The sequence below is a fragment of the Thermobacillus sp. ZCTH02-B1 genome (genome assembly GCF_002159085.1).
Classification (GTDB): Bacteria; Bacillota; Bacilli; order Paenibacillales; family Paenibacillaceae; genus Thermobacillus.
This window is the reverse complement of sequence record NZ_LZRU01000023.1, coordinates 146075-167652: the sequence shown is the minus strand read 5'-3', so window position 1 is coordinate 167652 and position 21578 is coordinate 146075. Positions and strand designations below refer to the sequence as shown.

17 protein-coding genes and 2 pseudogenes are annotated in these 21578 nt (G+C 65.6%); 1 reads left to right on the top strand and 18 read right to left on the bottom strand.

The window, feature by feature from the left end; all coding sequences use genetic code 11:
- Window positions 1–5 precede the first annotated feature (5 nt).
- From A9Z00_RS15880 to A9Z00_RS10650, 17 genes and pseudogenes are all read right to left on the bottom strand, one after another.
- Window positions 6–1058 (bottom strand): annotated as a pseudogene (locus A9Z00_RS15880) (ABC transporter permease).
- The gene (locus tag A9Z00_RS10725) at window positions 1055–1789 is read right to left on the bottom strand and encodes an ABC transporter ATP-binding protein (RefSeq protein WP_296976969.1); all 735 of its coding nucleotides are present in this window, start codon (window positions 1787–1789) and stop codon (window positions 1055–1057) included. The pseudogene A9Z00_RS15880 and the gene A9Z00_RS10725 overlap by 4 nt, the downstream one beginning before the upstream one ends.
- A 138-nt stretch (window positions 1790–1927) precedes the next feature.
- Window positions 1928–2467 (bottom strand): NYN domain-containing protein, encoded by a 540-nt coding sequence (locus tag A9Z00_RS10720; RefSeq protein ID WP_296976967.1) that lies wholly within the window; start codon window positions 2465–2467, stop codon window positions 1928–1930.
- Window position 2468: 1 nt separating this feature from the next.
- Window positions 2469–3278, bottom strand: coding sequence for a 23S rRNA (guanosine(2251)-2'-O)-methyltransferase RlmB (gene rlmB, locus A9Z00_RS10715; RefSeq protein WP_296976964.1), 810 nt, complete (start codon window positions 3276–3278; stop codon window positions 2469–2471).
- A gap of 3 nt (window positions 3279–3281) precedes the next feature.
- Complete coding sequence (locus A9Z00_RS10710; RefSeq protein ID WP_296976962.1) at window positions 3282–3776, bottom strand: Mini-ribonuclease 3; 495 nt, start codon at window positions 3774–3776, stop codon at window positions 3282–3284.
- Window positions 3773–5221, bottom strand: a complete 1449-nt coding sequence (gene cysS, locus A9Z00_RS10705) for a cysteine--tRNA ligase (RefSeq protein ID WP_296976959.1) — start codon at window positions 5219–5221, stop codon at window positions 3773–3775. Before cysS ends, A9Z00_RS10710 begins: the two co-directional genes overlap by 4 nt.
- Before the next feature lies 1 nt (window position 5222).
- Window positions 5223–6014, bottom strand: a complete 792-nt coding sequence (gene cysE, locus A9Z00_RS10700) for a serine O-acetyltransferase (RefSeq protein WP_296976954.1) — start codon at window positions 6012–6014, stop codon at window positions 5223–5225.
- A gap of 694 nt (window positions 6015–6708) precedes the next feature.
- Complete coding sequence (gene gltX, locus A9Z00_RS10695; protein WP_296976950.1) at window positions 6709–8169, bottom strand: glutamate--tRNA ligase; 1461 nt, start codon at window positions 8167–8169, stop codon at window positions 6709–6711.
- A 56-nt stretch (window positions 8170–8225) separates the two neighbouring features.
- The gene (ispF, locus tag A9Z00_RS10690) at window positions 8226–8714 is read right to left on the bottom strand and encodes a 2-C-methyl-D-erythritol 2,4-cyclodiphosphate synthase (protein ID WP_296977148.1); all 489 of its coding nucleotides are present in this window, start codon (window positions 8712–8714) and stop codon (window positions 8226–8228) included.
- Between the two features lie 81 nt (window positions 8715–8795).
- Window positions 8796–9485 (bottom strand): annotated as a pseudogene (gene ispD, locus A9Z00_RS10685) (2-C-methyl-D-erythritol 4-phosphate cytidylyltransferase); the annotation flags it as partial.
- Between the two features lie 338 nt (window positions 9486–9823).
- Complete coding sequence (locus A9Z00_RS10680; RefSeq protein WP_296976947.1) at window positions 9824–12037, bottom strand: alpha-galactosidase; 2214 nt, start codon at window positions 12035–12037, stop codon at window positions 9824–9826.
- Between the two features lie 40 nt (window positions 12038–12077).
- Window positions 12078–12893 carry a carbohydrate ABC transporter permease gene (locus tag A9Z00_RS10675; protein WP_296976943.1) on the bottom strand — a complete coding sequence of 272 codons (816 nt, stop codon included), beginning with the start codon at window positions 12891–12893 and terminating at the stop codon, window positions 12078–12080.
- Entirely contained in the window at window positions 12890–13825 is a 936-nt protein-coding gene (locus A9Z00_RS10670; RefSeq protein WP_296976939.1) for a carbohydrate ABC transporter permease, read from the bottom strand. Before A9Z00_RS10670 ends, A9Z00_RS10675 begins: the two co-directional genes overlap by 4 nt.
- Window positions 13812–15326 carry a response regulator gene (locus A9Z00_RS10665; RefSeq protein ID WP_296976936.1) on the bottom strand — a complete coding sequence of 505 codons (1515 nt, stop codon included), beginning with the start codon at window positions 15324–15326 and terminating at the stop codon, window positions 13812–13814. Before A9Z00_RS10665 ends, A9Z00_RS10670 begins: the two co-directional genes overlap by 14 nt.
- Window positions 15323–17059, bottom strand: a complete 1737-nt coding sequence (locus A9Z00_RS10660) for a cache domain-containing sensor histidine kinase (protein WP_296976934.1) — start codon at window positions 17057–17059, stop codon at window positions 15323–15325. Before A9Z00_RS10660 ends, A9Z00_RS10665 begins: the two co-directional genes overlap by 4 nt.
- Window positions 17060–17225: 166 nt before the next feature.
- Complete coding sequence (locus A9Z00_RS10655) at window positions 17226–18563, bottom strand: ABC transporter substrate-binding protein (protein ID WP_296976932.1); 1338 nt, start codon at window positions 18561–18563, stop codon at window positions 17226–17228.
- 314 nt (window positions 18564–18877) lie between these two features.
- Window positions 18878–19972 carry a PIN/TRAM domain-containing protein gene (locus tag A9Z00_RS10650; RefSeq protein ID WP_296976929.1) on the bottom strand — a complete coding sequence of 365 codons (1095 nt, stop codon included), beginning with the start codon at window positions 19970–19972 and terminating at the stop codon, window positions 18878–18880.
- A 159-nt stretch (window positions 19973–20131) separates the two neighbouring features.
- Here A9Z00_RS10650 and A9Z00_RS10645 point away from each other — a divergent pair, with 159 nt between their 5' ends.
- Window positions 20132–20527, top strand: a complete 396-nt coding sequence (locus tag A9Z00_RS10645) for a DUF1573 domain-containing protein (protein ID WP_296976927.1) — start codon at window positions 20132–20134, stop codon at window positions 20525–20527.
- A gap of 80 nt (window positions 20528–20607) precedes the next feature.
- On the opposite strand, the gene pssA is transcribed toward A9Z00_RS10645, so the two are convergent.
- Window positions 20608–21345 carry a CDP-diacylglycerol--serine O-phosphatidyltransferase gene (gene pssA, locus A9Z00_RS10640; RefSeq protein ID WP_296976925.1) on the bottom strand — a complete coding sequence of 246 codons (738 nt, stop codon included), beginning with the start codon at window positions 21343–21345 and terminating at the stop codon, window positions 20608–20610.
- Between the last annotated feature and the right edge of the window lie 233 nt (window positions 21346–21578).

Here is a 21578-nt window from a genome sequence, read left to right as displayed (position 1 = left end):
GGTTACTATATTTTCCTGTGTTTGCGCAATGCGAAAACGTTGGCCGCCATGAAGGCGACAGACAGTCCGAGCAGGACGAAGACTTCGAACCGGATCGCGTTCCATCCCTCGCCGCGGATCATGACGTCCCGGAGCGCGTCCGCGCCGTATTTCAGCGGCGTCACGTGCGTGAGCCAGCGGAGCCACGGGGAAATGCTCCCGAGGTCGAACAGGCCGGAGAAAAACACCTGCGGCACGATGACGAGCGGGATGAACTGGATCATCTGGTATTCCGTATCGGCTCCGTATCGGCGAACGCGGACAGGAACGTGCCGAGACTCAGCGCGGTCAGCGACAGCAGCAGCATGATCAGGATCACCCAGCCGAACGATCCGGCCATCATGCTCCCGAGCACGCCGACGGCATAGCCCGCGATCAGCACCGCCTGCAGGCTTGTAAAAATGCCGAAACCCGCCGTATAGCCGGCCACGATCTCCCAGCGGCGCAGCGGGGTGGCGAGCAGCCGCTCCAGCGTGCCGCCGGTCCGCTCCCGCAGGAAGGATACGCCCGCGATCAGGAACACGAAGAAGAAGGCGAACAGGCCGATCAGCACGGGGCTGAGGCTGTCGAAGGTCGACATGTCCGGTCCGCCGTGCAGATATTCGAAAATCCGGCAGCGGAACGGAAAGGGCCTGGTGCCGCAGGGCCGCGAGATCCCGCATCGCCGATTGCACCGCCGCCGTCACGGCGCGGTTCCGGGCCGGGTCGCTGCCCTCGAGCTTCACCCGCGGCGAACCGCCCTCCAGCCTCACGATCGCGTCGATCTCGCGGCCGGCGAGCGCCGCCTCCGCCTCTTCCCCGCTGTCGAACATCGCGACTTCGGCATAGGGCCCGAGGATATCCGGCATGGCCGAATCCTTCGCCCCGACGGCACCGATCCTGGGCCGATAGGTATCGCCGTCGAAGACCAGATAGACCAGCGACAGCACGGCCAGGGGGACGATGATCAGCAGCGCCAGCGTCCGCCTGTCATGAAGGAACTGGCGGATGATCCGGACGATCAGGGCGCGGACTCTCATGCGCGAACACCTCCGAAATGGAGAAAGGCCTCCTCGATGGACGCGGCGCCGGCTTCCGCCTTCAGTTCCTCCGGCGTGCCCGCGGCGATCAGCCGTCCGTCGCGGAGCATGCCGAGCCGGCCGCATTTCTCGGCCTCGTCCATGACATGCGTCGTGACGAGCACCGTCGTGCCCCGGCGGCTCAGGGCGTGAAGTTCGTCCCAGATCGACTTGCGCAGCACGGGGTCGATGCCGACGGTCGGCTCGTCGAGGATGAGCGCCTCCGGCTCGTGCAGCAGCGCGATCGCGAGGGACAGCCGGCGCTTCATGCCGCCCGAGAACGTGCCGACGAACCGGTCCAGATCTTCCGCCAGCCCGACCAGTTCCATCACGTCCCGCATGCGCCGCTTCAGCCTGCCGCCGCGCAGCCCGGACAGGGCGCCGAAAAATTCCAGGTTCTCCCGGGCGGTGAGCTCCGCGTACAATGCGTCGGACTGCGCCATGTACCCGATCCGGCTCAGCACTTCCAGATTCGGCATGCGGGTGCCGAGCACCTCGATGTCACCCTCGGTCGCCCTGTCGATGCCGGCCAGCATCTTGACCAGCGTCGTCTTGCCCGAGCCGGACGGACCGAGCAGGCCGAAAATTTCGCCGGCGCGGACCGTCAGCGTGATGCCGCGGATGACCTCCTTGCCGCCGAACCTGCGAACGACGCCGCGGGCCGACATGCACACGCGCTGTTCACGGGACATCGGGGGATCCTCCTTTACGATGCGAGTGAGTAATCACTCACTTTCTTGGCGCCAGTATACGCCGGCCGCTTCCGATTTTCAAGTGAGTACTCACGCACGTTGTGCGTCAAAAAGAAAAAGCCGGACCTTCATCCGGGCTTATTCCTTGTCCGAATCCTCCCCGCCGCGGCGCATCCGCTCCAGCTTCAGGCGGATGCCCGGGTCCAGCAGCCCGTCCAGCGGATTGCGCCTGTCCGGCATCCGGCGCAGCGCGTCGTCGATGCATTTGCGGTTCTGCTCGATCTCGATCAGCAGCTCGCGGGCCGAAATCCGGAGCGCTCCCTTGCCGAAGGCGACGCGCTGCTCCACGTGGTCGGACGTCGCGACGTAGATGTGCCGCCCCCGCCCGGACAGCTCGCCGACGAGCCGTTCGATGCACGCGTCCGCGGTCTCGTTTTCCTTCGTATAAATGACGTTCAGCCGCCGCTGCCGGTATGTCCTGCCGGGGCCGGGCACCTGGTGCGCGTCGAATACGACGTACACCTTCGTGCCGGAATAGCCCTGGTATTCGGCGAGCATATCCAGCAGCCGGTCGCGCGCTTCCTCGAAGTCGCGCTCCTTCAGCCTTTCAAGTTCGGGCCATGCGCCGATCATGTTGTAGCCGTCGACCAGGAGCACGACTTCCCGCGATACGGTCATGTCAGACGTCCCGCTCCGCCGGCCGGACGCCGCTTCCGCCCTTGTCCGCCGCGGCGGCCCGCTGCCGGACGGCTTCGTACAGCAGAACGCCCGCGGCGACGGACGCGTTCAGGGAGTTGATTCGGCCGAACATCGGCAGTCTGACGAGGAAATCGCATTTGTCCCGGATGAGCCGGCCGATGCCCCGGCCTTCGCTGCCGATCACGATCGCAAGCGGCAGCGTCAGGTCCGCCCGCCAGACGTCGTCCGGCGCGGCCGCGTCGGCGCCGGCGATCCAGATGCCGCGCTCCTTCAGCCGGTCGATCGTCTGCGCCAGGTTCGTGACGCGGGCGACGGGCACGAGCGCGGCGGCGCCCGCGGAAGCCTTGTAGGCGGCGGCCGTCAGCCCCGCCGAGCGCCGCTTCGGAATGACGATGCCGTGCGCGCCCGCGCATTCGGCCGTGCGCAGGATCGACCCGAGATTGTGCGGATCTTCAATCTCGTCGAGCAGCAGGAGAAGCGGCGGCTCGCCCTTCGCCGCGGCCCGCTCCAAGAGTTCGTCCAGCTCCGCGTAGCGGTGGGCGGCCGCCTGCGCGGCGACTCCCTGGTGGGCGACTCCCGGCGCGATCTGGTCCAGCTTGCGCCGGTCCGCCGTCTGGACGACGATGCCGCGGCGGCGCGCCTCCTCCTCGATCGGCCGGATCAGCTCGCGCCGGACGCCCTCGGCGATCCAGATCTTGTGGATGTCCCGGCCGGCCCTGAGCGCCTCCAGCACCGGATGCCTGCCGGCGATGATCTCATCCTGCCCGATGTCTGTCTCCCGACCGGTCATCGGTCACCCTCCTTGCGTCGGACGGCTGCCGGAGCCGGCCAGCGGTCCTTCTTCGTCCGCCACGCGCAACAATTCCGCCATGCGCCCGAACCGGCCCGCGTAATACAGCCAGCCGAACAGGCATTCCAGCGCGGTGGCGTGGCGGTAATCGACCATGTCCGCTCCCTTCGGGGGCGGTCCGGACTTCGCGTTGCGGCCGCGGCGGACGATTTCGGCCTCTTCCTCCGTCAGGTGCGGCTTCAGCTTGTCGAGCAGCGCGCGCTGCGCCTTCGCGGAGACGTACCGGACCGCGCTCCGGTGCAGCTCTCCCGGCTTATGGTTCGGCCGGGCCGCCAGATGCTGGCGGACCAAAAGCTCGAAAACGGCGTCGCCGACATAGGCGAGCGCCATCGGATTCATCAGGTGCGGCGGCCTTGCCGGCGGTTCGACCGGCCACCGCTCGTGCTCCCGGCATTCCCCGTCCATTCCTTCGCGTGCGGCTGATTGCGGTTCGCTCATTTCCGGCGCCAGCGCACTCCCTGCGGCGTGTCCTCGAGAATGATGCCCCGTTCGGCCAGAAGGCTCCGGATTTCATCGGCGCGCGCCCAGTTCTTGTTGCGCCGCGCCTCCGTCCGCTCCGCGATCAGCCGTTCGATCTCCTCGTCCTCGAGCTTCGCGTCGTCCTCCGGCGGCAGCAGGCCGAGCACCCGGTCGATCGCCTCCAGCTCGTCGAGCAGCACTTGGAGGACGGCGCCCGATACGACTTCCCGCTTCAGCACCTGGTTGGCCTCGCTCACGAGATCGAACAGCGCGGTCACCGCGTCCGGCGTGTTGAAATCGTCGCTCATCTTCTCGTGGAACCGGGCGCGGATCTCCGCGATCCTGCGGTCAAGCTCCGGCTCGCCGGTCGACCCGGTCCCGCGCGCCCGCTCCGCCTCGGCGGCGCCGCGGCTGCCGAGCGCGGCCAGCCGGTGGTTCAGGTTGACGCGGCAAATCGCGATCCGCTCGACGCTGTTCTCGGCCTGGCGGATCGCCTCCTCGCTGAAATTGAGCGGGCTCCGGTAGTGCGCCGACAGCATGAAATAACGCAGCGCCGCCGGCTTCGTCCGCTTCAGCAAATCCTTCACCGTCACGAAGTTGCCGAGCGACTTGGACATCTTCTCGTTGTTGATGTGAATGTAGCCGTTGTGCATCCAGTACCGCGCGAGGGGCTTGCCGGTAAGCGACTCCGACTGCGCGATCTCGCACTCGTGATGCGGGAACTGGAGATCATGGCCGCCGCCGTGGATGTCCAGCGTGTCGCCCGCGTACTTGCGCGCCATCGTCGAGCATTCGATGTGCCAGCCCGGTCGCCCCGGTCCCCACGGGCTCTCCCAGAAAATTTCGCCCGGCTTCGCCGCCTTCCACAGCGCGAAATCCTGCGGGTTCTCCTTCTTCTCGCCCACCTCGACCCGGATGCCGTATTGCAGTTCCTCCGGCTTCTGGTGCGAGAGCTTGCCGTAATCCGGGAACTTCTGCGTCCGGAAATAGACGTCTCCGCCGCTCTCGTAGGCGTATCCCTTCGCGATCAGCCCCTCGATGAACGCGATGATCTCGGGAATGTGGTGCATGACGCGCGGATTGACCGTCGCCTTGCGCACGCCGAGCGCCTCGATGTCCTCGTTGTAGGCCGCGATATATTTCTCCGCGACCTCCGGCACCGTCGAACCGAGCTCCTGCGCCTTGCGGATCAGCTTGTCGTCCACGTCCGTAAAGTTGACGATGTAGTTCACTTCGTAGCCGACGGCCTCGAAATACCTCCGCACCACGTCGAAAAAGATCGCCGGCCGCGCGTTGCCGATGTGGATGTAGTCGTATACGGTCGGTCCGCATACGTACATGTTGACCTTGCCCGGCGTCTGCGGGACGAACACTTCCTTCTCCCGTGTCATCGTGTTGTAGATTCGGATTTCGCCGACTGTCATGTCACGCGTCTCCTCCGGTCGTGATCTTCTGTCTGTCCGCATCCCGTTCCGGCACGGATCCCGAAGACCGCTCCGGCGCGGCGGCCGGCGCCGGCTCGGCGGCAGCCGCCTGCACCGTCACCGCCTGCGCCGCCTGCTCCCGCGCCGACCGGCTTTCCGCCTGCCGCTTCAGCGCCTCCAGTTCCCCGCGCAGCTCGTCGATTTCCCGCTGCATGCTCCGGAAAACTTCCATGATGGGGTCCGGAATCTTCGTATGGTCGAGCCGGTCGACCCGCTGGCCGTTGCTCCGCACGACCCGTCCGGGAATGCCGACGACCGTGCTGTTCGGCGGCACTTCCCGCACGACGACCGAGTTCGCGCCGATTCTCGAGTTGTCGCCGACCTTGAAGGAGCCGAGCACCTTCGCGCCCGCGCCGATGACGACATTGTTGCCGATCGTCGGATGGCGCTTGCCCTTCTCCTTGCCCGTGCCGCCGAGCGTCACCCCTTGGTAGATGACCACATCGTCGCCGATCTCGCACGTCTCGCCGATGACGACGCCCATCCCGTGGTCGATGAACAGCCGCTTGCCGATCTTCGCGCCGGGATGGATCTCGATCCCGGTCATGAACCGGCTGAACTGCGAAACGATGCGCGCGAGCGTGAAGAATTTCCGCTTGTACAGCGCGTGTGCGATCCGGTGCATCCAGATGGCGTGCAGCCCGGAGTACGTCAGCACGACCTCGAGCCAGTTGCGCGCCGCGGGATCGTTGTCGAACACCGCCTGAATGTCGGACTTCAACGTGCGAAACATCCCTTTTTTCTCACCCCCGTATGGACGAAATCGCGCCGGCCGCCCGTCCGCGTTCCGTTCGCCCCTACGCCAAAAAAGCCTCTGCAGCCGAAGCTGCAGAGGCATGATTCCATGCGGTTCCACTCTGCTTGGGAACGCCGTCCGCGCCCGCTTGCGGGACCGTCAGGCCGGAGACCCGACGCCACGCGTTCCCATCTCTTGCCGCGTGTAACGGCGCGACCCGTCGCCGCCTACTGCCGCCGGACGAAAGGCCGCGGGTTCGGGGCGAAGCTCCCAGGCGCATGTTCGGTTCCGCGGAATGGACAACTTCCAGCCGGCGCACAAGGCGGATGAACCGCCCGCACGCGGTTGTCCTCTCTGGGAATCCTGCCGGAACGTACTTCTCCTGTTCAACGCTTGTCGCCGTATGCGCTTGTCTTTCGCTCCCCGCGCCCCGCGCACCCGGGGCGGGAGCCCGTCTGTCAACAAGTATAACCCGAGGCGCGTGAACTTTCAATCCGGCGGACCGGCGCGCGGAGGCGAACCGGCGCACGGAGGCGAACCGGCGCACGCTGCGCGCGGGCGCGCGGCGAACCATCGCCCGCCCGCATCGGTCCGGCCGGACCCGGTCATGCGTGCGGTACCGACCGCGTCCGCCCGGCCTGATCGGCCGGACCCGCCGTTCAGGCCGCGCGCGGGCCGCCGCAGATCCCGATCAGCCCAGCCGCTTCACCAGGCGCGCTTCCGTCTTCTCCCGGCCGAGCAGCGCGATCGTCTCGTTCAGGTCCGATCCGTGCGTCTGACCCGTCAGCGCCGCACGGATCGGCATGAAAAGCTGCTTCCCCTTGAATCCCGTCGCCTGCTGCACATCCTTGAAGAGCGCCTTGACGGCGTCCACCGTCCACTCGCCCTCCGCGGAGCGCACCGCGTCGAGGAACGCGCGCAGCACGACCGGCGCGTGCTCCTCGCGCAGCACCCCGGCCGCCTCGGGCTCGTCCTCCGGATCCTCGCGGAAGAACACCTCGGCGAGCGGCACGATGTCCGCCGCGCTGTGCAGCTTCTCCCGGACGAGCAGGACCAGCCGCTTCGTCCACTCCAGCTGCGCCGCGTCCGGCTCCTCCGGCAGGAAGCCCGCCGCCTGCAAATGCGGCACGCAGAGCGCCGCGACCCGGTCCGGGTCGGCCATCCGGATGTACTCGCCGTTCATCCACGCCAGCTTCTGCGGGTCGAACACGGCCGGGCTCTTGCTGAGCCGGTCCGGCGTGAAGATCCGCGTCAGCTCATCGCGGCTGAACAGCTCCCGCTCGCCCTCCGGCGACCAGCCGAGCAGCGCGATGAAGTTGAACAGCGCTTCCGGCAGATAGCCGAGCTTCTCGTACTGCTCGATGAACTGGACGATCGTCTCGTCCCGCTTGCTCAGCTTCTTGCGCTGCTCGTTCACGATCAGCGTCATGTGGCCGAACACCGGCGGCTCCCAGCCGAACGCCTCGTAGATCATGAGCTGGCGCGGCGTGTTCGAGATGTGGTCCTCGCCGCGCAGCACGTGGCTGATCCGCATCGCGTGATCGTCGGCGACCACCGCGAAGTTGTAGGTCGGGATGCCGTCCTTTTTCACGATGACGAAGTCGCCGAAGCCGTCGGACTCGAACGCGATCTCGCCCTTCACCATGTCGTTCCAGGCGTACGTCTTCCCTTCCGGCACCCGGAAGCGGATGCTCGCCGTGCGCCCTTCCGCCTCCAGCGCCGCGCGCTCCGCTTCGGTCAGATTCCGGCATCGGCCGGAATAGCGCGGCGTCTCGCCGCGGGCGGCCTGTTCCTCGCGTTCGCGCTCCAGCTCCTCCTCCGTGCAGTAGCATTTGTAGGCGAGGCCGCGCCTCATCAGGTCTTCCGTCAGCTCGCGGTAGTAGTCCAGCCGTTCCGTCTGCCGGTACGGTCCGTACGGCCCGCCGACGTCCGGCCCCTCGTCCCAGTCCACGCCGAGCCAGCGCAGATACTTGAGCTGGTTCTCCTCGCCGCCCTCGACGTTCCGCTTCGTGTCGGTGTCCTCGATGCGGATGACGAATGTTCCGCCCGCGCTGCGCGCGAACAGATAATTGAACAGCGCCGTCCGCGCGTTGCCGATGTGCAGATGCCCCGTCGGCGACGGCGCGTAACGGACGCGGACTTCGCTTGCCATGACCGCTACCCCTTTCCGCTGCGATTTCCCGATTTCCGAAAAAGAAAGCCCGCCGTCTACTCCCGTTCCCGCTTCACGAGGCAGACGACCGCCTGCGCCGCGATTCCCTCTTCGCGGCCCGTGAACCCGAGCCGCTCGGTCGTCGTCGCCTTCACGTTCACCCGCGACGGATCATCCGCTTCGAGCACGCGCGCGATCGTCTCGACCATCCGCGGAATGTGCGGCGCCATCTTCGGCCGCTGCGCGATGATCGTCGCGTCGACGTTGCCGAGCCGGTATCCGCGCTCCTTCGCGAGCGACCAGACGTGCCCGAGCAGCTTCGTGCTGTCGGCGTCCTTGTATCGGGGATCGGTGTCGGGAAAATGCTTCCCGATATCGCCGAGCCCGAGCGCGCCGAGCACCGCGTCCGCGATCGCGTGCAGCAGCACGTCGGCGTCCGAGTGCCCGAGCAGGCCGCGTTCGTGGGGAATCGTCACGCCGCCGATGACGAGCGGCCGCCCTTCCGCGAACGCGTGCACGTCGAACCCTTGTCCGATCCGGATCATGCCGTCCGCTCCTTCCGTCCCGCCCGCCGGCGAACCCGCGGGAGCCGCCCCGGCCTCCGGACGACGGGTCCTGAGCAGCCATTCCGCCGCCGCGAGATCGTCCGGCGTCGTGATCTTGATGTTCGCATATTCGCCCTCCGCCGCCGCCACCGGATGGCCGTACCGCTCGACGACCATCGCGTCGTCCGTGGCGGCGAATCCCTCGCGCGCCGCCCGCTCGTGACAGGCGAGCAGCAGCCCGCGACGGAACGCCTGCGGCGTCTGCACCGCCCGCAGCGCGCGGCGGTCCGGCGTCTCCTTGATCCGGCCGGCCTCGTCCACGACTTTGATCGTGTCCTTAACCGGCACGGCGAGCACCGCGGCGCCGGTCTCAAGGGCGCGCGCCATGCAGCGCCGGACCGCGTCGGCCGTCACGAGCGGCCGCACCGCGTCGTGCACGAGCACCCAGTCGCCCGACGCCGCCTCGATTCCGCGGTATACCGACTGCTGCCGCTCCGCGCCGCCGGCGACGATCCGCCGCACCTTGCGCAGCCCGCGCTCCCGGCACAGCGCCTCGCACCGTCCGATCTCATCCGCGGCGGCCACCAGCACGATCTCGCCGATCTCCGGCATCGCCTCGAACAGTTCCAGCGCGTACAGCAGGATCGGCTTGCCCGCGAATTCGAGATACTGCTTCGGCTCGTCCGTTCCCATGCGCGAGCCGCGCCCCGCCGCGACGACGACCGCGCTCCAGGCCGGCCAAGCGGCGCCCGGATCCGCCGATTGTTCCATCATGCGGCAGTCCCGCCTTCCTTCAGCCAGCATATCCCCCCTATCATAACACCAGCGCCGCCGGCGCTTCAACGGCCGACGGCGTTCGGGGCGGCGCGCGCCGGCGCCGGGAGTCGACGGAGGCGTCGCGCTTCTCCGGCGGGAGGCGGCGGGAACAGCGGCGGATCCGTCCGCAAGGGAATCTCCGCGCTTTTCGCAAGGATGCCGCCGTCCCGGCCGCTGACCGGCCCAAAAAAAAACGGGAACCGCGGCGCGCCCGATCGGCCCGTCCGCCATTCCCTCCGGGAAAAGGGGAGCATGCTTGAACATGCTCATCGATTAAGGAGATTGCCGCCATCTCACACCCGGGTCAACCGCCACAGGCGGCTCCGGAAATCCCCGGGGCCCGTCTCGGCATGCAGGCCCGCCCACATGAGCTGATCCCCGCCGTACACGGACCCGGATCCGTTCGCGTCCTCCCGCCCGTCAAGCGGCTCCAGCCGGTAAGCGGCGTCCGGGTCCAGCCCCTTCAACCGGAAGCGCCTGAAGGGTCCGTTCGCCTCGGCCAGCACGCGGAAATAGAACACGACCGCCTCCGCCCGATCTTCGCTCACGTACATCCAGGCCGCCTCGTCGCCCTCGAACGGGCTGAGCAGCCGGTACAGGTCGCCGAACTGGACGAGATGCCGGATCTCCTTGTACAGCGCGACGTGCCGCCGCAGCTGCTCCTTCTCTTCCTCGGTCAGGGCCGTCGCGTCCAGCTCGTACCCGAAGTTGGCGGACATCGCCGCGTGCGCGCGCATGTCGAGCGGCGTGACGCGGCCCGTCTGGTGGTTCGGCACGGCCGACACGTGGGCGCCCGTGGCGATCGCGGGATAGACGAGGCTCGTGCCGTACTGGATCTTCAGGCGGGCGACCGCGTCGGTGTTGTCGCTCGTCCAAGTCTGGGGCATATAGTGCAGCATGCCCGGGTCGAACCGCCCGCCGCCGCTCGCGCAGCCCTCGAACAGCACATGCGGGAACTCGCGCGTCAGCCGGTCGAGCACCCGGTACAGCCCGAGCATGTAGCGGTGCGCCGTCTCCCGCTGCCGTTCGGGCGGCAGGGCGGCGGAGCCGATCTCGGTCATGTTCCGGTTCATGTCCCATTTCACATAGCCGATCGGCGCGGAGGACAGGATGTCCGCAATCATGCGGTACACGGCTTCGCACACGTCTTCCCGCGAAAAATCGAGCACGAGCTGGTTCCGCATCTCCGTCCGCCGCCGGCCCGGCACGTGGAGGCACCAGTCCGGGTGCGCACGGTAGAGATCGCTGTCCGGCGACACCATCTCCGGCTCGATCCACAGCCCGAACAGCAGGCCCTCGTCCCGCACCCGCTCCGCCAGCCGCCGGAGCCCGCCGGGCAGCTTCCGCTCGTTCGCCTTCCAGTCGCCGAGCGACGACGTGTCGTCGTTCCGCTTCCCGAACCAGCCGTCGTCCAGCACGAACAGCTCGATGCCGAGCCCGCGGGCCGACCGCGCGATCTCGAGCAGCTTCTCCTCGGTGAAATCGAAGTACGTCGCTTCCCAGTTGTTGATGAGAATCGGACGGATCCGGTCGCGGTGCGTGCCCCGGCACAGCCGCGTCCGGTACAGCCGGTGGAACGTGCGCGACATGGCCCCCAGCCCCTCCGCGGAGTAGACCAGTATCGCCTCCGGCGTCCGGAACGACTCGCCGGGCTCGAGCAGCCAGCCGAAATCGAACGGGTTCAACCCGATCGACAGGCGGGTCGTGCCGTACTGGTCCACCTCCGCCTGCGCCGCGAAGCTGCCGCTGTAGACGAGATTCATCGCATACACGTCGCCGTGATCCTCGTCCGCGTCCGGGGACAGGAGGGCGATGAACGGATTGTGCTGGTGGCTGCTCGCGCCGCGGCGGCTTTCGATGCCCTGCGTGCCCGTCGTGAGCCGCCGCCGTTCGATCATCCGCTCCCGCAGCCAGGCGCCGCTGAGGTGAAGCCAGTCATAACGGCTGCCGGGCAGATCGACGCTCGCGCTGAGCGCCCGGAGCAGCCGGATCGGCCGATCGCCCTCGTGGACGAACCGCACCGACCGGGCGATCGCGTCGTGCCGCGCGAACACCGTATAGGAGAGCACCGCCTTCAGGCCCGAATACCGGTTCACGAGCACAAGCTCCAGCGTCTCCGCCTCGTCGTCCGATTCGACGTAGACGGCCGGCAGCCCCTCGAGCGGCGGCTTGCCGCGGAGAATGCGATGGCTGTCGTAGATGAGCTCCACGGCCGTCGTGCCGTCGTCCAGCTGCGCCTCGTACGCCGGATGGCGGAAATCGCCCGTGCCGTAGCCGGGATACTCCAGCGGCAGCCAGTCGTACGAGAGCGTGTTGTCGCCCGGAAACGGCGCCGGCGCGTGCCGCCACCCCCGGCGCAGGAGCCGCTCTTCGGCGCCCGGCCGGATCTTCCGGCCCCAGTAGAGATGGACGGGCGCCGCGCCGTCCTTCACGAGCCCGATGACGTAGCTGGTTCCCGGCGTCTGCAAATGAAAAATCCTTCGAACCTCGTCATACAAAATCGCCATCAAGCCAGCCTCCCCCCAGCCTGATCGTCCTTCCCGGTCCTCAGCCTTTCACCGCGCCGGAAGACAGGCCCTGAATGAAATAGCGCTGCAGGAACAGGTACACCAGCGTGATCGGAACGGCGCCGAGGAACGAGCCGGCCGCCACCCAGCCGATGTAGTTGTTGTACTGGCTGAAAAATCCGGACAGCGCGACGGTGATCGTGTGCATCTCCGAGCGCTGCAGGAAAAACACGGAGAACTGGTAGTCGTTCCAGATGTTCACGCAGGTCAGGATGATGACGGTCGCCGTAATCGGTTTCAGAAGCGGCATCAGGATCAGGTAGAACAGGCGGAACCGGCCCGCCCCGTCGATCAGCGCGGCTTCCTCGAGCTCGAACGGGATCGAGCTGATGAAGCCGGTGTACAGGAAGATCGTGATCGGCAGGCTGAACGTCACATGGAGCAGAATGATGCCCCACAGCGTGTTCATCGCGCCGATGTCCACCATGAACCGGTACAGCGGCACGAGAATCGTGAGCGGCGGCACGATCAGCGCGGACACGAAAATGCCGTACACCGCCCGGTTCAGCCGCGTCCGGTACCGCGCGAGCGGATACGACGCGATCGAGCCGACCAGCACGATCAGGAGCCCGGATCCGGCCGTCACGATCACGTTGTTGAGAAACGCCCGGTCCAGATGCGCCTCCCGCCAGGCGTTGACGAAATTGTCCAGATAGAGATAGCCCGGCGCGACCCATTTGGAGGAAAAATCATCGTGCGCCTTGAACGACGTCGTGGCCAGAATGTAGAAGGGCAGCACGTGGATGAGACAGATGAGCAGCGCGAGCCCTTCGCGTACCCAGGCGATCTTCCTCATGCCAGCGGCGTCTCCCTTCGCTTCAGGTAGAACAGGATCGTGAAGCTCACGACGGAAATGATGACGAACATCAGGTTGCCGATCGTCGCCGCGTATCCCGCGTCCTGCCTGCCGAAATAGAGCAGATACATGAGCGTCGACAGGGACGCGGACGAATAGCCCGGCCCGCTGTTCGTCAGCGCGGTGATCACGTCGAACAGCTTCAGGCCGCCGATGACGTTCAGCACGACGCTGACCGTGACCGCGGGCGCCAGGAGCGGCCAGGTGACGTGGCGGAACCGCGCCAGCGCGCCGGCCCCGTCGATCTTCGCCGCCTCTTGGAAATCCTTCGGGATCACCTGCAGGCCCGCGAGCAGAATCACCATCGCGACGCCGCAGAACTGGTACGTATTCACGATCGTGATCATCCAGACGTTCAGGTCCGGATCTCCCAGCAGATTGAGGGGCTCGTCGGAGAACAGCAGCACGATGTCGTTGATCGCCCCTCCGTGGTACTGGAAGAAGAAATACCAGATGTAGCCCATGATCAGCGGGCTGATGATCGCGGGCAGATAGACGATCGTCCGCGTCAGCCCGCGCAGGCGGAGGTTCAGATTCAGGAACAGCGCATACGCAAGCCCGATGATGTTCTGGAACAGCGCGCTGCCAAGCCCGTAGATGAACGTGTTCCGGATGACGCGCGCGACGTCCGGATCCGAGAACATGCGCCGGTAATTGGACCAGCCGATCCATTTGTACGTCTGGGAGTAGCCGTCCCAGTTCGTGAAGGAATACATCAGGCCGCGGATGAACGGATAGAGGATGAAAACGCCGAACAGCAGAAGCGCGGGCACGTACAGCAGATTGAGCCAGACCGGCGAATGGCGCCACCGGTCCGGGATGAGCCGGACGAGCGCCCTGACACCCGCGCGCGCTCGATCAAGGATCGGCATGCTCTTCTCTCCTCGCCTTCTTCCGGTAATCCGACGGATATTCGCCGACCATGTCCACGAACAGTCTGGTGAAATATCTGGTGCTGTGATAGCCGACCCGCTCCGCGATCTGCCGGACCTGCAGGTTCGTGCCGAGCAGCAGCTCCTTCGCCTTCAGGATCCGCAGCCGGGTCAGATATTTGATGAATGTCGTGCCGGTCTTCTTGTGGAACAGCGCGCTCAGGTAGCTGGGCGTCACGTTGAGTTCACCGGCGATCTGGTTCAGGCTGATGTGGTTCTCCATGTAATGCCGGTCGATGTACCGGAGCATCTGATCGACCAGATCCTGCGGCTCCGCCCCGTCCGCGTTCCGCCGCAGCCAGCGCTCGCCCCACTCCTTCAGCTCCCGGATCCAGGCCGTCCGGTCATCGTCCGCCAGTTCCACGCCGAACGCCAACCGGACGTAATCGCGGATGTTGCGCCGGATCTCGCCGGTCAGAAGCTCTTCCGGCATGCCGGCGAGGAGGGCGCCGATCTCCTCCAGCGTGTGCTGGTAATTCAGATACAGCCGGTTGCGGCAGTCGCCCGCAAGCCGGAGGAGCAGGCGGCCGAGCTTCAGCCGCTCCTCCGGTTCGGCCATCCGCTTCATCTGCGCATACGTCCAGGTCCGGTTCATGCCGGATACGAGATGAAAGCCGGCATGATCCTGGATTTCGCGGAGATGCCCGAAGAACCGTTCCCGGCAGTCACAGGGGTCGGACAGCACCGCGGTGACGGCCAGTTCGCCGCTCCGGATCAGCCGGGCGGCCTCCTCCGCATGACGGAAGAACAGCCTCGCGGCTCCGCGCGCATCCGCCCGTTCCGGATCCCAGACGCCGGCGAGCACATACTCCGCTCCGGTCATCGTGAACAGGGCCAGCTGCAGGCCGCAGACGAGATAGTCCGGCACGGCCCGCCGCAGTTCGTCGATGAACGCGCCCTTCAGCGGCTCCAGCTCCCGGGCCTCCATCGGGCTGTCGAAGAGAAACACGAGCGCCTGGAAATGTCCCTTGCGCAGCAGGCTGTCCTTCGGTTCCGAAGCCGGGTTCGTCAGCCCGTGGACCAGCGCGATGAGCCGGTTCTCGAACTGGCAGTTGAGCAGGTACGCGTATTCCCGGTTCTGCGCGCTGACCGCGTGGAGCGCCTTCTCCAGCTCCTCCGGGTTGACCGGCTTGAGCAGGTACTCGTTCACGCCGAGCCGGAGCGCCTGCTGCGCGTACTGGAAGTCGGAAAACCCCGACAGGATGATCCACCGCGTCAGCGGCGAGAGCTCCCGGCCCCGGCGGATCGCTTCCAGGCCGTCCAGCTTCGGCATGCGGATGTCGACGATCGCGACTTCCGGCTGATGTCCGGCGAGGAGATCCAGCAGCTCCTCCCCGCTTCCGGCTTCGCCGACGATGTCCCACGATGCCTCCATCTCCTGGATCATGCTGTTCAGGCTGACGCGCACCAACGGCTCGTCATCGGCAATGACGATTTTCATCCGGCAGTCACCTCCCCGGCCGGAATCCGCAGCTCCGTCGTCGTTCCCTTCCCCGGCACACTGCGCAGCATCAGCTTCGCTTCCCGGTTGAAAAGCCCGAGCCGCTCGCGGACGTTCGCGACGCCGACGCCTTCGCCGGACGTGGCGATGTCGAACCCCGCTCCGTCGTCTTCGATCCGGATCCGAACCCACGATCCCCCCGCGCCGTCCGGCTCCGTCACGCGCTCCGCCCGGATCGTCAGCCTTCCCTGGCGGTCCAGCGGTTCGATCCCGTGGATGACGGCGTTCTCGACGAGCGGCTGGAGAAGCAGCTTCGGCAGCCGGAAATCGGCCAGCTCCGGATCGTACGCCAGGTCATAGGCCAGCCGGTTCCCGAACCTGAGCTGCTGCAGTTCCAGATAGGCCCCGAGGAAGTCCATCTCGCGCCCGAGCGTGGAGGTGTCCGCCTGTTCCAGCGTGTAGCGGAGCATGCCGCTCAGCGACAGGATGGCCTTCTCGAGCTGCCGGTGCTGTCCGGAACGGTTCAGGCCGATCAGGCCGTTCAGCGTGTTGTACAGGAAATGCGGATGGATCTGGGACTGCAGCGCCCGGAATTCCGCGTTGCGCTTGCCGAGCTCGGCGCGGTATTCCCGGTCGATCAGCTCCTTGAGCCGCGAAATCATGATGTTGAGCGCGGAGCCGAGCTGGGCGATCTCGTCCCTTCCCCTGATGTCGATCTGCTGGTCCAGATCGCCGTGCTGCACCTTCTTCATGACGCGCACCATGTCCGTGAACGGCCGGACGATCCAGCGCGTCAACGACACGTGGAGCAGCAGCGTCAGCAGCACGCCGCCCGCGGCGAACAGCAGGCCGATCCGGTAAAGCCAGGCCAGCTTCGATTGAAACTCCCGGTTGGAGAACAGCACGGCGATTTTCCAGCCCGACTTTTCCACCGTTTTGACGACGGTGCGGTAGGTGTCGTCCGGTCCCGCCACCGTCTGCCGGCCTTCGGCCAGCTGGGCCAGCATCGCGTCGGTCAGCGGCCGGTTCGCGTACAGCGGCCGATTGTTCTCGTCGAGCACCGCCACAATGGTCGTCACGTTGAACCGGACGTTGCGGATGATGTTCTCCAGGATGATGTTGTCCGCGTCCGCCATCATGACGCCCAGCGGCCTGCCGGAATCCGGGTCCTTGAGCAGCCGGGCCACGGAGAACACCTGCCGGTCGGATCCGAAATAATCCTGCGGATGGCTGCTGATATACGCCACCCGGCCGTCATGCTCCACCGCCTTGCGGTACCACTCCTGCCGTTCGTACGGATAGTCGGGATCCGGCTCCACCGGCTGGTTCGTGTTGTTGACGGAATAGACCGAGCCGTCCGCCAGCACCAGGATGGTGCCGAGAATATCGTTGCGCGTCTGGCGGAGCTGATTCGGCAGCGTGAAGCGAAGCGCGCGCTCCGCGAGGTGACGGGAATACTCGCTGGCCTCGTCGAAGCGGCCGTCCGCCCTGAGCTTCATCGCGACCATGACATCGTTCGACAGATAGGGCATGATCGTCAGCCGCTCCAGCTCGTCCAGATAGATTTCCACATTGGAGGTGAGGGACGACAGCGTGCCCTCGTACAGCTCCGACGTCTGCCGGTTGAACAAGTCCCGGTAGTAGGCAGGCAGGATGGCGATCATCACGACCAGCGGAACCGCGACGGTCAGCAGGTACAGCACGACCAGTTTTTGCCGAAGCGTCAGCGTCATGCCCATCCCCTCTCTCGCGCGTCGGCCGAATGTCGATTGCGTCAACCCCTATCTTACATCAATCGCAAGTCCATTCGGCGGGGACGGACCGTCGCGCCGCGCCCGGGACGCGGGACAAACGGGCAAGGGGCCGGTTCTTCGCGGCCCCCTGCCAGGTCCGGTCGCATTATTGGTTTCTCAGACGCTCGACTTCCTGCCTCATCTTCTCGGAGAATTGCTCCGGCGTCACCTGCTCGGCCAGCAGGGCGGTACCCGTCTTGCACATGACATCCCACATGCCGTTCGGCAGATAGACGCGGTCGAAGTACGGGAAGACGCGGATGTTCGCGTACCTGTCATAGTACTCCGTAAATTCGTGATTCGCCTCGACGCCCTTGATGCCGGCCGGCAACTTCGTCACGTTGGCGAACTTGGCCAGATTTTCCGGCTTCGCGAAATAGGCGACCAGCTTCTTGGCTTCCTCGAGATATTTGCTGTCCTTCCAGACGCCCATCGTGTACCGTTCGCCGCCCGAGAAATTCGGCTCGTCGTCCGGGTACCAGGCCGGAACGGGCATCAGGCCGATCTCGATGTCCGGATTGATCTTGTGCACTTCGTCGGCGAAGGAAGGACCGAGCAGCGTGAACGCCACCTTGCCCTGGGCGAACAGGGTCGGCAGGTCGCTGTATTTCGCGGTCAGCACGTCCTTGTTGATGTACCCTTTCTTGTACATGTCGAGGAACACTTCCGCGAGCGGCGTCCATTTGCTCCAGTCCATCGTGCCGTTCAGCAGGTTCTCCGCCTCGTTCTGCTGCGGGCTGATCAGCAGCGACGTCGCGAAGTAGTCGAAGAACTGCCCGATCATCCAGTCGTCGATGCCGGAGAAGTAGAACGGCATGACCTGGCCGTTGCTTTCGGTCACGATCTTCTCCGCGGCCGCCATCAGCTCGTCGATCGTCCGCGGCGGCTCGATGCCGTATTGCCGGAGCAGGTCGGCGTTGTACGTGAGGCCGTCCTTCGCTTCGGCGAGCACGAGCGCGTGCACCTTGCCGGTCTCGTCCGTCACCACGTCGCGGATCGTGTCCGTCATGTCCGCGACCCATGCTTCATCCCGCAGGTCGGCCAGATAATGGCCGTACCGGATGACCGCCCAGCCGTGCGTATCCCAGACGTCGGGCAGGTCGTTCGCCGCCATCTTGACCTTCAGGATGTTCTCGTATTCCGAGCCGGGGAACTGCAGATCGACCTCGATGTCCGGATTCTCCGCCATGAAGGCCCCGGCGATTTCCTTGTACACGTCCTGTACCGCCTTGTCGGCCGCGGTGCCGTACACCGTGATCCGCTTCTTCTCGCCCGACCCGCCGCCGGACGAACCCGTAACATTCGATTCGGTCTGCGGCTTCTCCGCCGTCCCGGCGCCGTCCGGCGCGCCGCCGTTGCCCGAGCCTTCGCGCTTGGAGCAGCCGGCCAGGGCCAGCGTGAGAACGACGATCGCCGTCAGCAGGATGTGGAGTGGCTTTCGCACGTGTGGTTTCCCCCTTCTTCATCGCGTGTCTTGCAGGGTTCAGCTTCAGGCTAACACGAATGATAGCGCTTGCAAATGACACGGATTTTAGGTGGGAGCGCTCATTTTTCGTATCGGCACAAAAAAATGGACCGCCCGCGCGACCCGGCGCCATGCCGGATCCCGCCGGACGGTTCCCGTAGCCGTTCGCCTCGCTTCCCGCCGGCGCGCCCGCCGAACCAGCGCTTTCCGGCACGTCCGTCCGCACGCCCGCGGAATTCGCCGTCTGCAACCCCGATGCATGCAGGCAATCCGGGCCGGACCGCAAGCCCCGGTTACTGCGCCTTCTCGAGCAGCTTCGGCTTCGCGAAGATCATGCGCCCCGCCGACGTCTGCAGCACGCTCGTGACGAGCACCTCCATCGTCGAGCCGATGAAGTCGCGCCCGCCCTCGACGACGATCATCGTGCCGTCGTCCAGATAGGCGATGCCCTGGCCGTGCTCCTTGCCGTCCTTGATGACCTGGACGACGATCTCCTCGCCGGGGAGCACGATCGGCTTCACGGCGTTCGCGAGATCGTTGATGTTCAGGACCGATACTCCCTGCAGCTCGCACACCTTGTTCAGGTTGAAATCGTTCGTCACCACTTTGCCGCGCAGCGCCTTCGCGAGCTTCACCAGCTTGCTGTCCACCTCGCCGGGCTCGTCGAAGTCGTCTTCGTAGATGACCACCTTCACGTCCAGTTCCTTCTGGATCTTGTTCAGGATGTCGAGGCCGCGGCGTCCCCGGTTCCGCTTGAGCAGGTCGGAAGAATCGGCGATATGCTGCAACTCTTCCAGCACGAATTCGGGAATGACCAGAGTACCCTCGATGAATCCGGTCCTGCAGATATCCGCAATCCTTCCGTCGATGATGACGCTGGTATCCAGAATCTTGTGCTCGTGGTGCCTCGGCTCTTCCTCCTCCTGCGCGGGCGGACGCCTCGACTCAAGCAGCATCCGGAAGAATCCGCTGATCTCCTCCTTCTTGTTCAATCCGATGCGCATTCCCATATAGCCGAAGAGCAGCGTCATCACGGCCGGCAGCACCGCTCCCGCACCCGGCAGCCGCGATACCGCCGGTTGGAGAAGCGCCGAGATCGCCAGCCCCGCCGTCATCCCCAGGCCGCCCGCCGCAAGGTCGATGGTCGGGACGGACGCCGCGCGCTCCGCGCCCCGCTGCATCCAGTGAACCGCCGGTCCGGCCAGCATCGTCGCGGCCGCGAGGCCGAGCAGCGCTCCGAGGGCGACGTCGGCGTAGTAGCTGCCCGATCGGGTCAGATCGCCGTAACCGCTCCAGATTGCGGTTCCATGGGTCCAGGCATGGACCGAGTCGCCCGCCATGCCGCCGAGGATCAGTCCGAGCGCCTGGATCACGCGTTTGACCGCCATGAGCTTCACCTCCGTTACAAGTATGCGCCGATCATGGTCGGCCTAACCGTAAGGAGGCGATTTTTACCGGCGTTCTCCCGCGCGGGCACGCGAAATCTTTTTTGGAAATCCGGTCCGCTTGCTCTATAATGGAAATCGGAAGCACATTCTCGAAATGGGGTGGAAGGTTTGACGCTGGAGGATTTTCAGCGGCAGGTATCCGGGTTGCTGCTTCGCCACCGCAGTCTGATGGATGTCTTGTCCAAGCACGTACAATCGGCCGCTTCCGTGAACCGCGCCGTCACGAAGGCCGTCACGGAATGCGGGTGCATCGAGCTGCATGCCCGCAGGCAGGATTTCCGCAGCGATCTCGGCATCGAAGAGCTGAAGCTGAAGCTCGACCATCACATCTCGGGAAGTTTGTGCGAGAACTGCCGCGACGTGCTGAAATTCGAGCTCGGCAGGCAGTTTTTCTATATGAGCGCGCTCGCGAACCTGCTCGACATCCGGCTGGACGACGTGCTCGAGCAGGAATCGAAGAAATGCGCCACGCTTGGCATTTTCAACATGACCTGAACCGGTCGTCGGCGCTGCGCCCCATGAGCGAACGAACAAGCCCGGAGACGGCGGATGCGGTCCCCGGGCTCGCTTTGCTTTCAGGCCGTATGTTCGGACTTCGCCGATTCCTCCGCCTGGAGGGCGCGGGCCCTCTTCTTCTTCGCGATGCGGCGGTCAACGTTTTTTTTTAGTCCGTAGAGGGCATACAGCGCCAGCGGGACGAACAGGATCTTCGCCAGATGGTCGGGGAACAGCAGGCCGAGCGCGACCGCGACCGCCACGATCAGCGGCACGATCCACACCGCATGGCGCGGAATGCCGACCTTCTTGAAATTCGGATATTTGATGTTGCTCACCATCAGGAACGACAGCACCAGCGTGGCGACCATCAGGACGATGACGGGGATGTCCCCGTAGAACAGCGCCAGCGTCGCGACGACGACGCCCGCGGCCGGAATCGGCAGGCCGACGAAATAGCCCGGATTGCCGGAGGCGGTGTTGAACCGCGCCAGCCGGAGCGCGCCGCAGATCGGAAAGATCGCCGTGACGATCCACGCCGCGGCGGGATTCACTTCCTGGAACGCGGCAACGTACATAATGAAGGCCGGAGCTACGCCGAAGGAGATGACGTCGGACAGCGAGTCCAGTTCCTTGCCAAAGTCGCTCTGCGCGTCCAGCGCCCGGGCGACCCGGCCATCCACGCCGTCGAGCAGCATGGCGAAGATGACCATCAGGGCCGCGAGCTGCGGGTTCCCGTGAAACACGAGCATGATCGCGGCAATCCCGAGGAACAGGTTGCCGATCGTGATCAGACTCGGTATGGACTTCGTGAACATCTGCTCCACCTCATCTCAACAGTGCCCCGGGACGACCGGACGGAACCGTTCTCCCGGGCGGCCGCATCCATGACGCGAAGACCGGCGTCTGCAGGCGGAACGCCTGCGGTCCGCGTCTCATGACGGGGAGCCGGATTCACCCTATTCTAAAGAAAATCGGATGTGCCTGTCAATGAACCCTTGTTCCTGAAAGCGCGAATCGCCGCGGGCCGCGCGGCCCGGCGCCCTGTGAT

Coding starts and splice junctions, on each gene's coding strand:
- cysE (WP_296976954.1), bottom strand. CDS start 6,014: ATGTTTCGCACGTTGAAGTCCGACATTCAGGCGGTGTTCGACAACGAT.
- A9Z00_RS10725 (WP_296976969.1), bottom strand. CDS start 1,789: ATGTCCCGTGAACAGCGCGTGTGCATGTCGGCCCGCGGCGTCGTTCGC.
- cysS (WP_296976959.1), bottom strand. CDS start 5,221: ATGACAGTCGGCGAAATCCGAATCTACAACACGATGACACGGGAGAAG.
- pssA (WP_296976925.1), bottom strand. CDS start 21,345: ATGTTCACGAAGTCCATACCGAGTCTGATCACGATCGGCAACCTGTTC.
- ispF (WP_296977148.1), bottom strand. CDS start 8,714: ATGATCCGGATCGGACAAGGGTTCGACGTGCACGCGTTCGCGGAAGGG.
- A9Z00_RS10675 (WP_296976943.1), bottom strand. CDS start 12,893: ATGAGGAAGATCGCCTGGGTACGCGAAGGGCTCGCGCTGCTCATCTGT.
- A9Z00_RS10660 (WP_296976934.1), bottom strand. CDS start 17,059: ATGACGCTGACGCTTCGGCAAAAACTGGTCGTGCTGTACCTGCTGACC.
- A9Z00_RS10665 (WP_296976936.1), bottom strand. CDS start 15,326: ATGAAAATCGTCATTGCCGATGACGAGCCGTTGGTGCGCGTCAGCCTG.
- rlmB (WP_296976964.1), bottom strand. CDS start 3,278: ATGACCGGTCGGGAGACAGACATCGGGCAGGATGAGATCATCGCCGGC.
- gltX (WP_296976950.1), bottom strand. CDS start 8,169: ATGGCAAGCGAAGTCCGCGTCCGTTACGCGCCGTCGCCGACGGGGCAT.
- A9Z00_RS10710 (WP_296976962.1), bottom strand. CDS start 3,776: ATGAGCGAACCGCAATCAGCCGCACGCGAAGGAATGGACGGGGAATGC.
- A9Z00_RS10680 (WP_296976947.1), bottom strand. CDS start 12,037: ATGGCGATTTTGTATGACGAGGTTCGAAGGATTTTTCATTTGCAGACG.
- A9Z00_RS10670 (WP_296976939.1), bottom strand. CDS start 13,825: ATGCCGATCCTTGATCGAGCGCGCGCGGGTGTCAGGGCGCTCGTCCGG.
- A9Z00_RS10720 (WP_296976967.1), bottom strand. CDS start 2,467: ATGACCGTATCGCGGGAAGTCGTGCTCCTGGTCGACGGCTACAACATG.
- A9Z00_RS10650 (WP_296976929.1), bottom strand. CDS start 19,972: ATGGCGGTCAAACGCGTGATCCAGGCGCTCGGACTGATCCTCGGCGGC.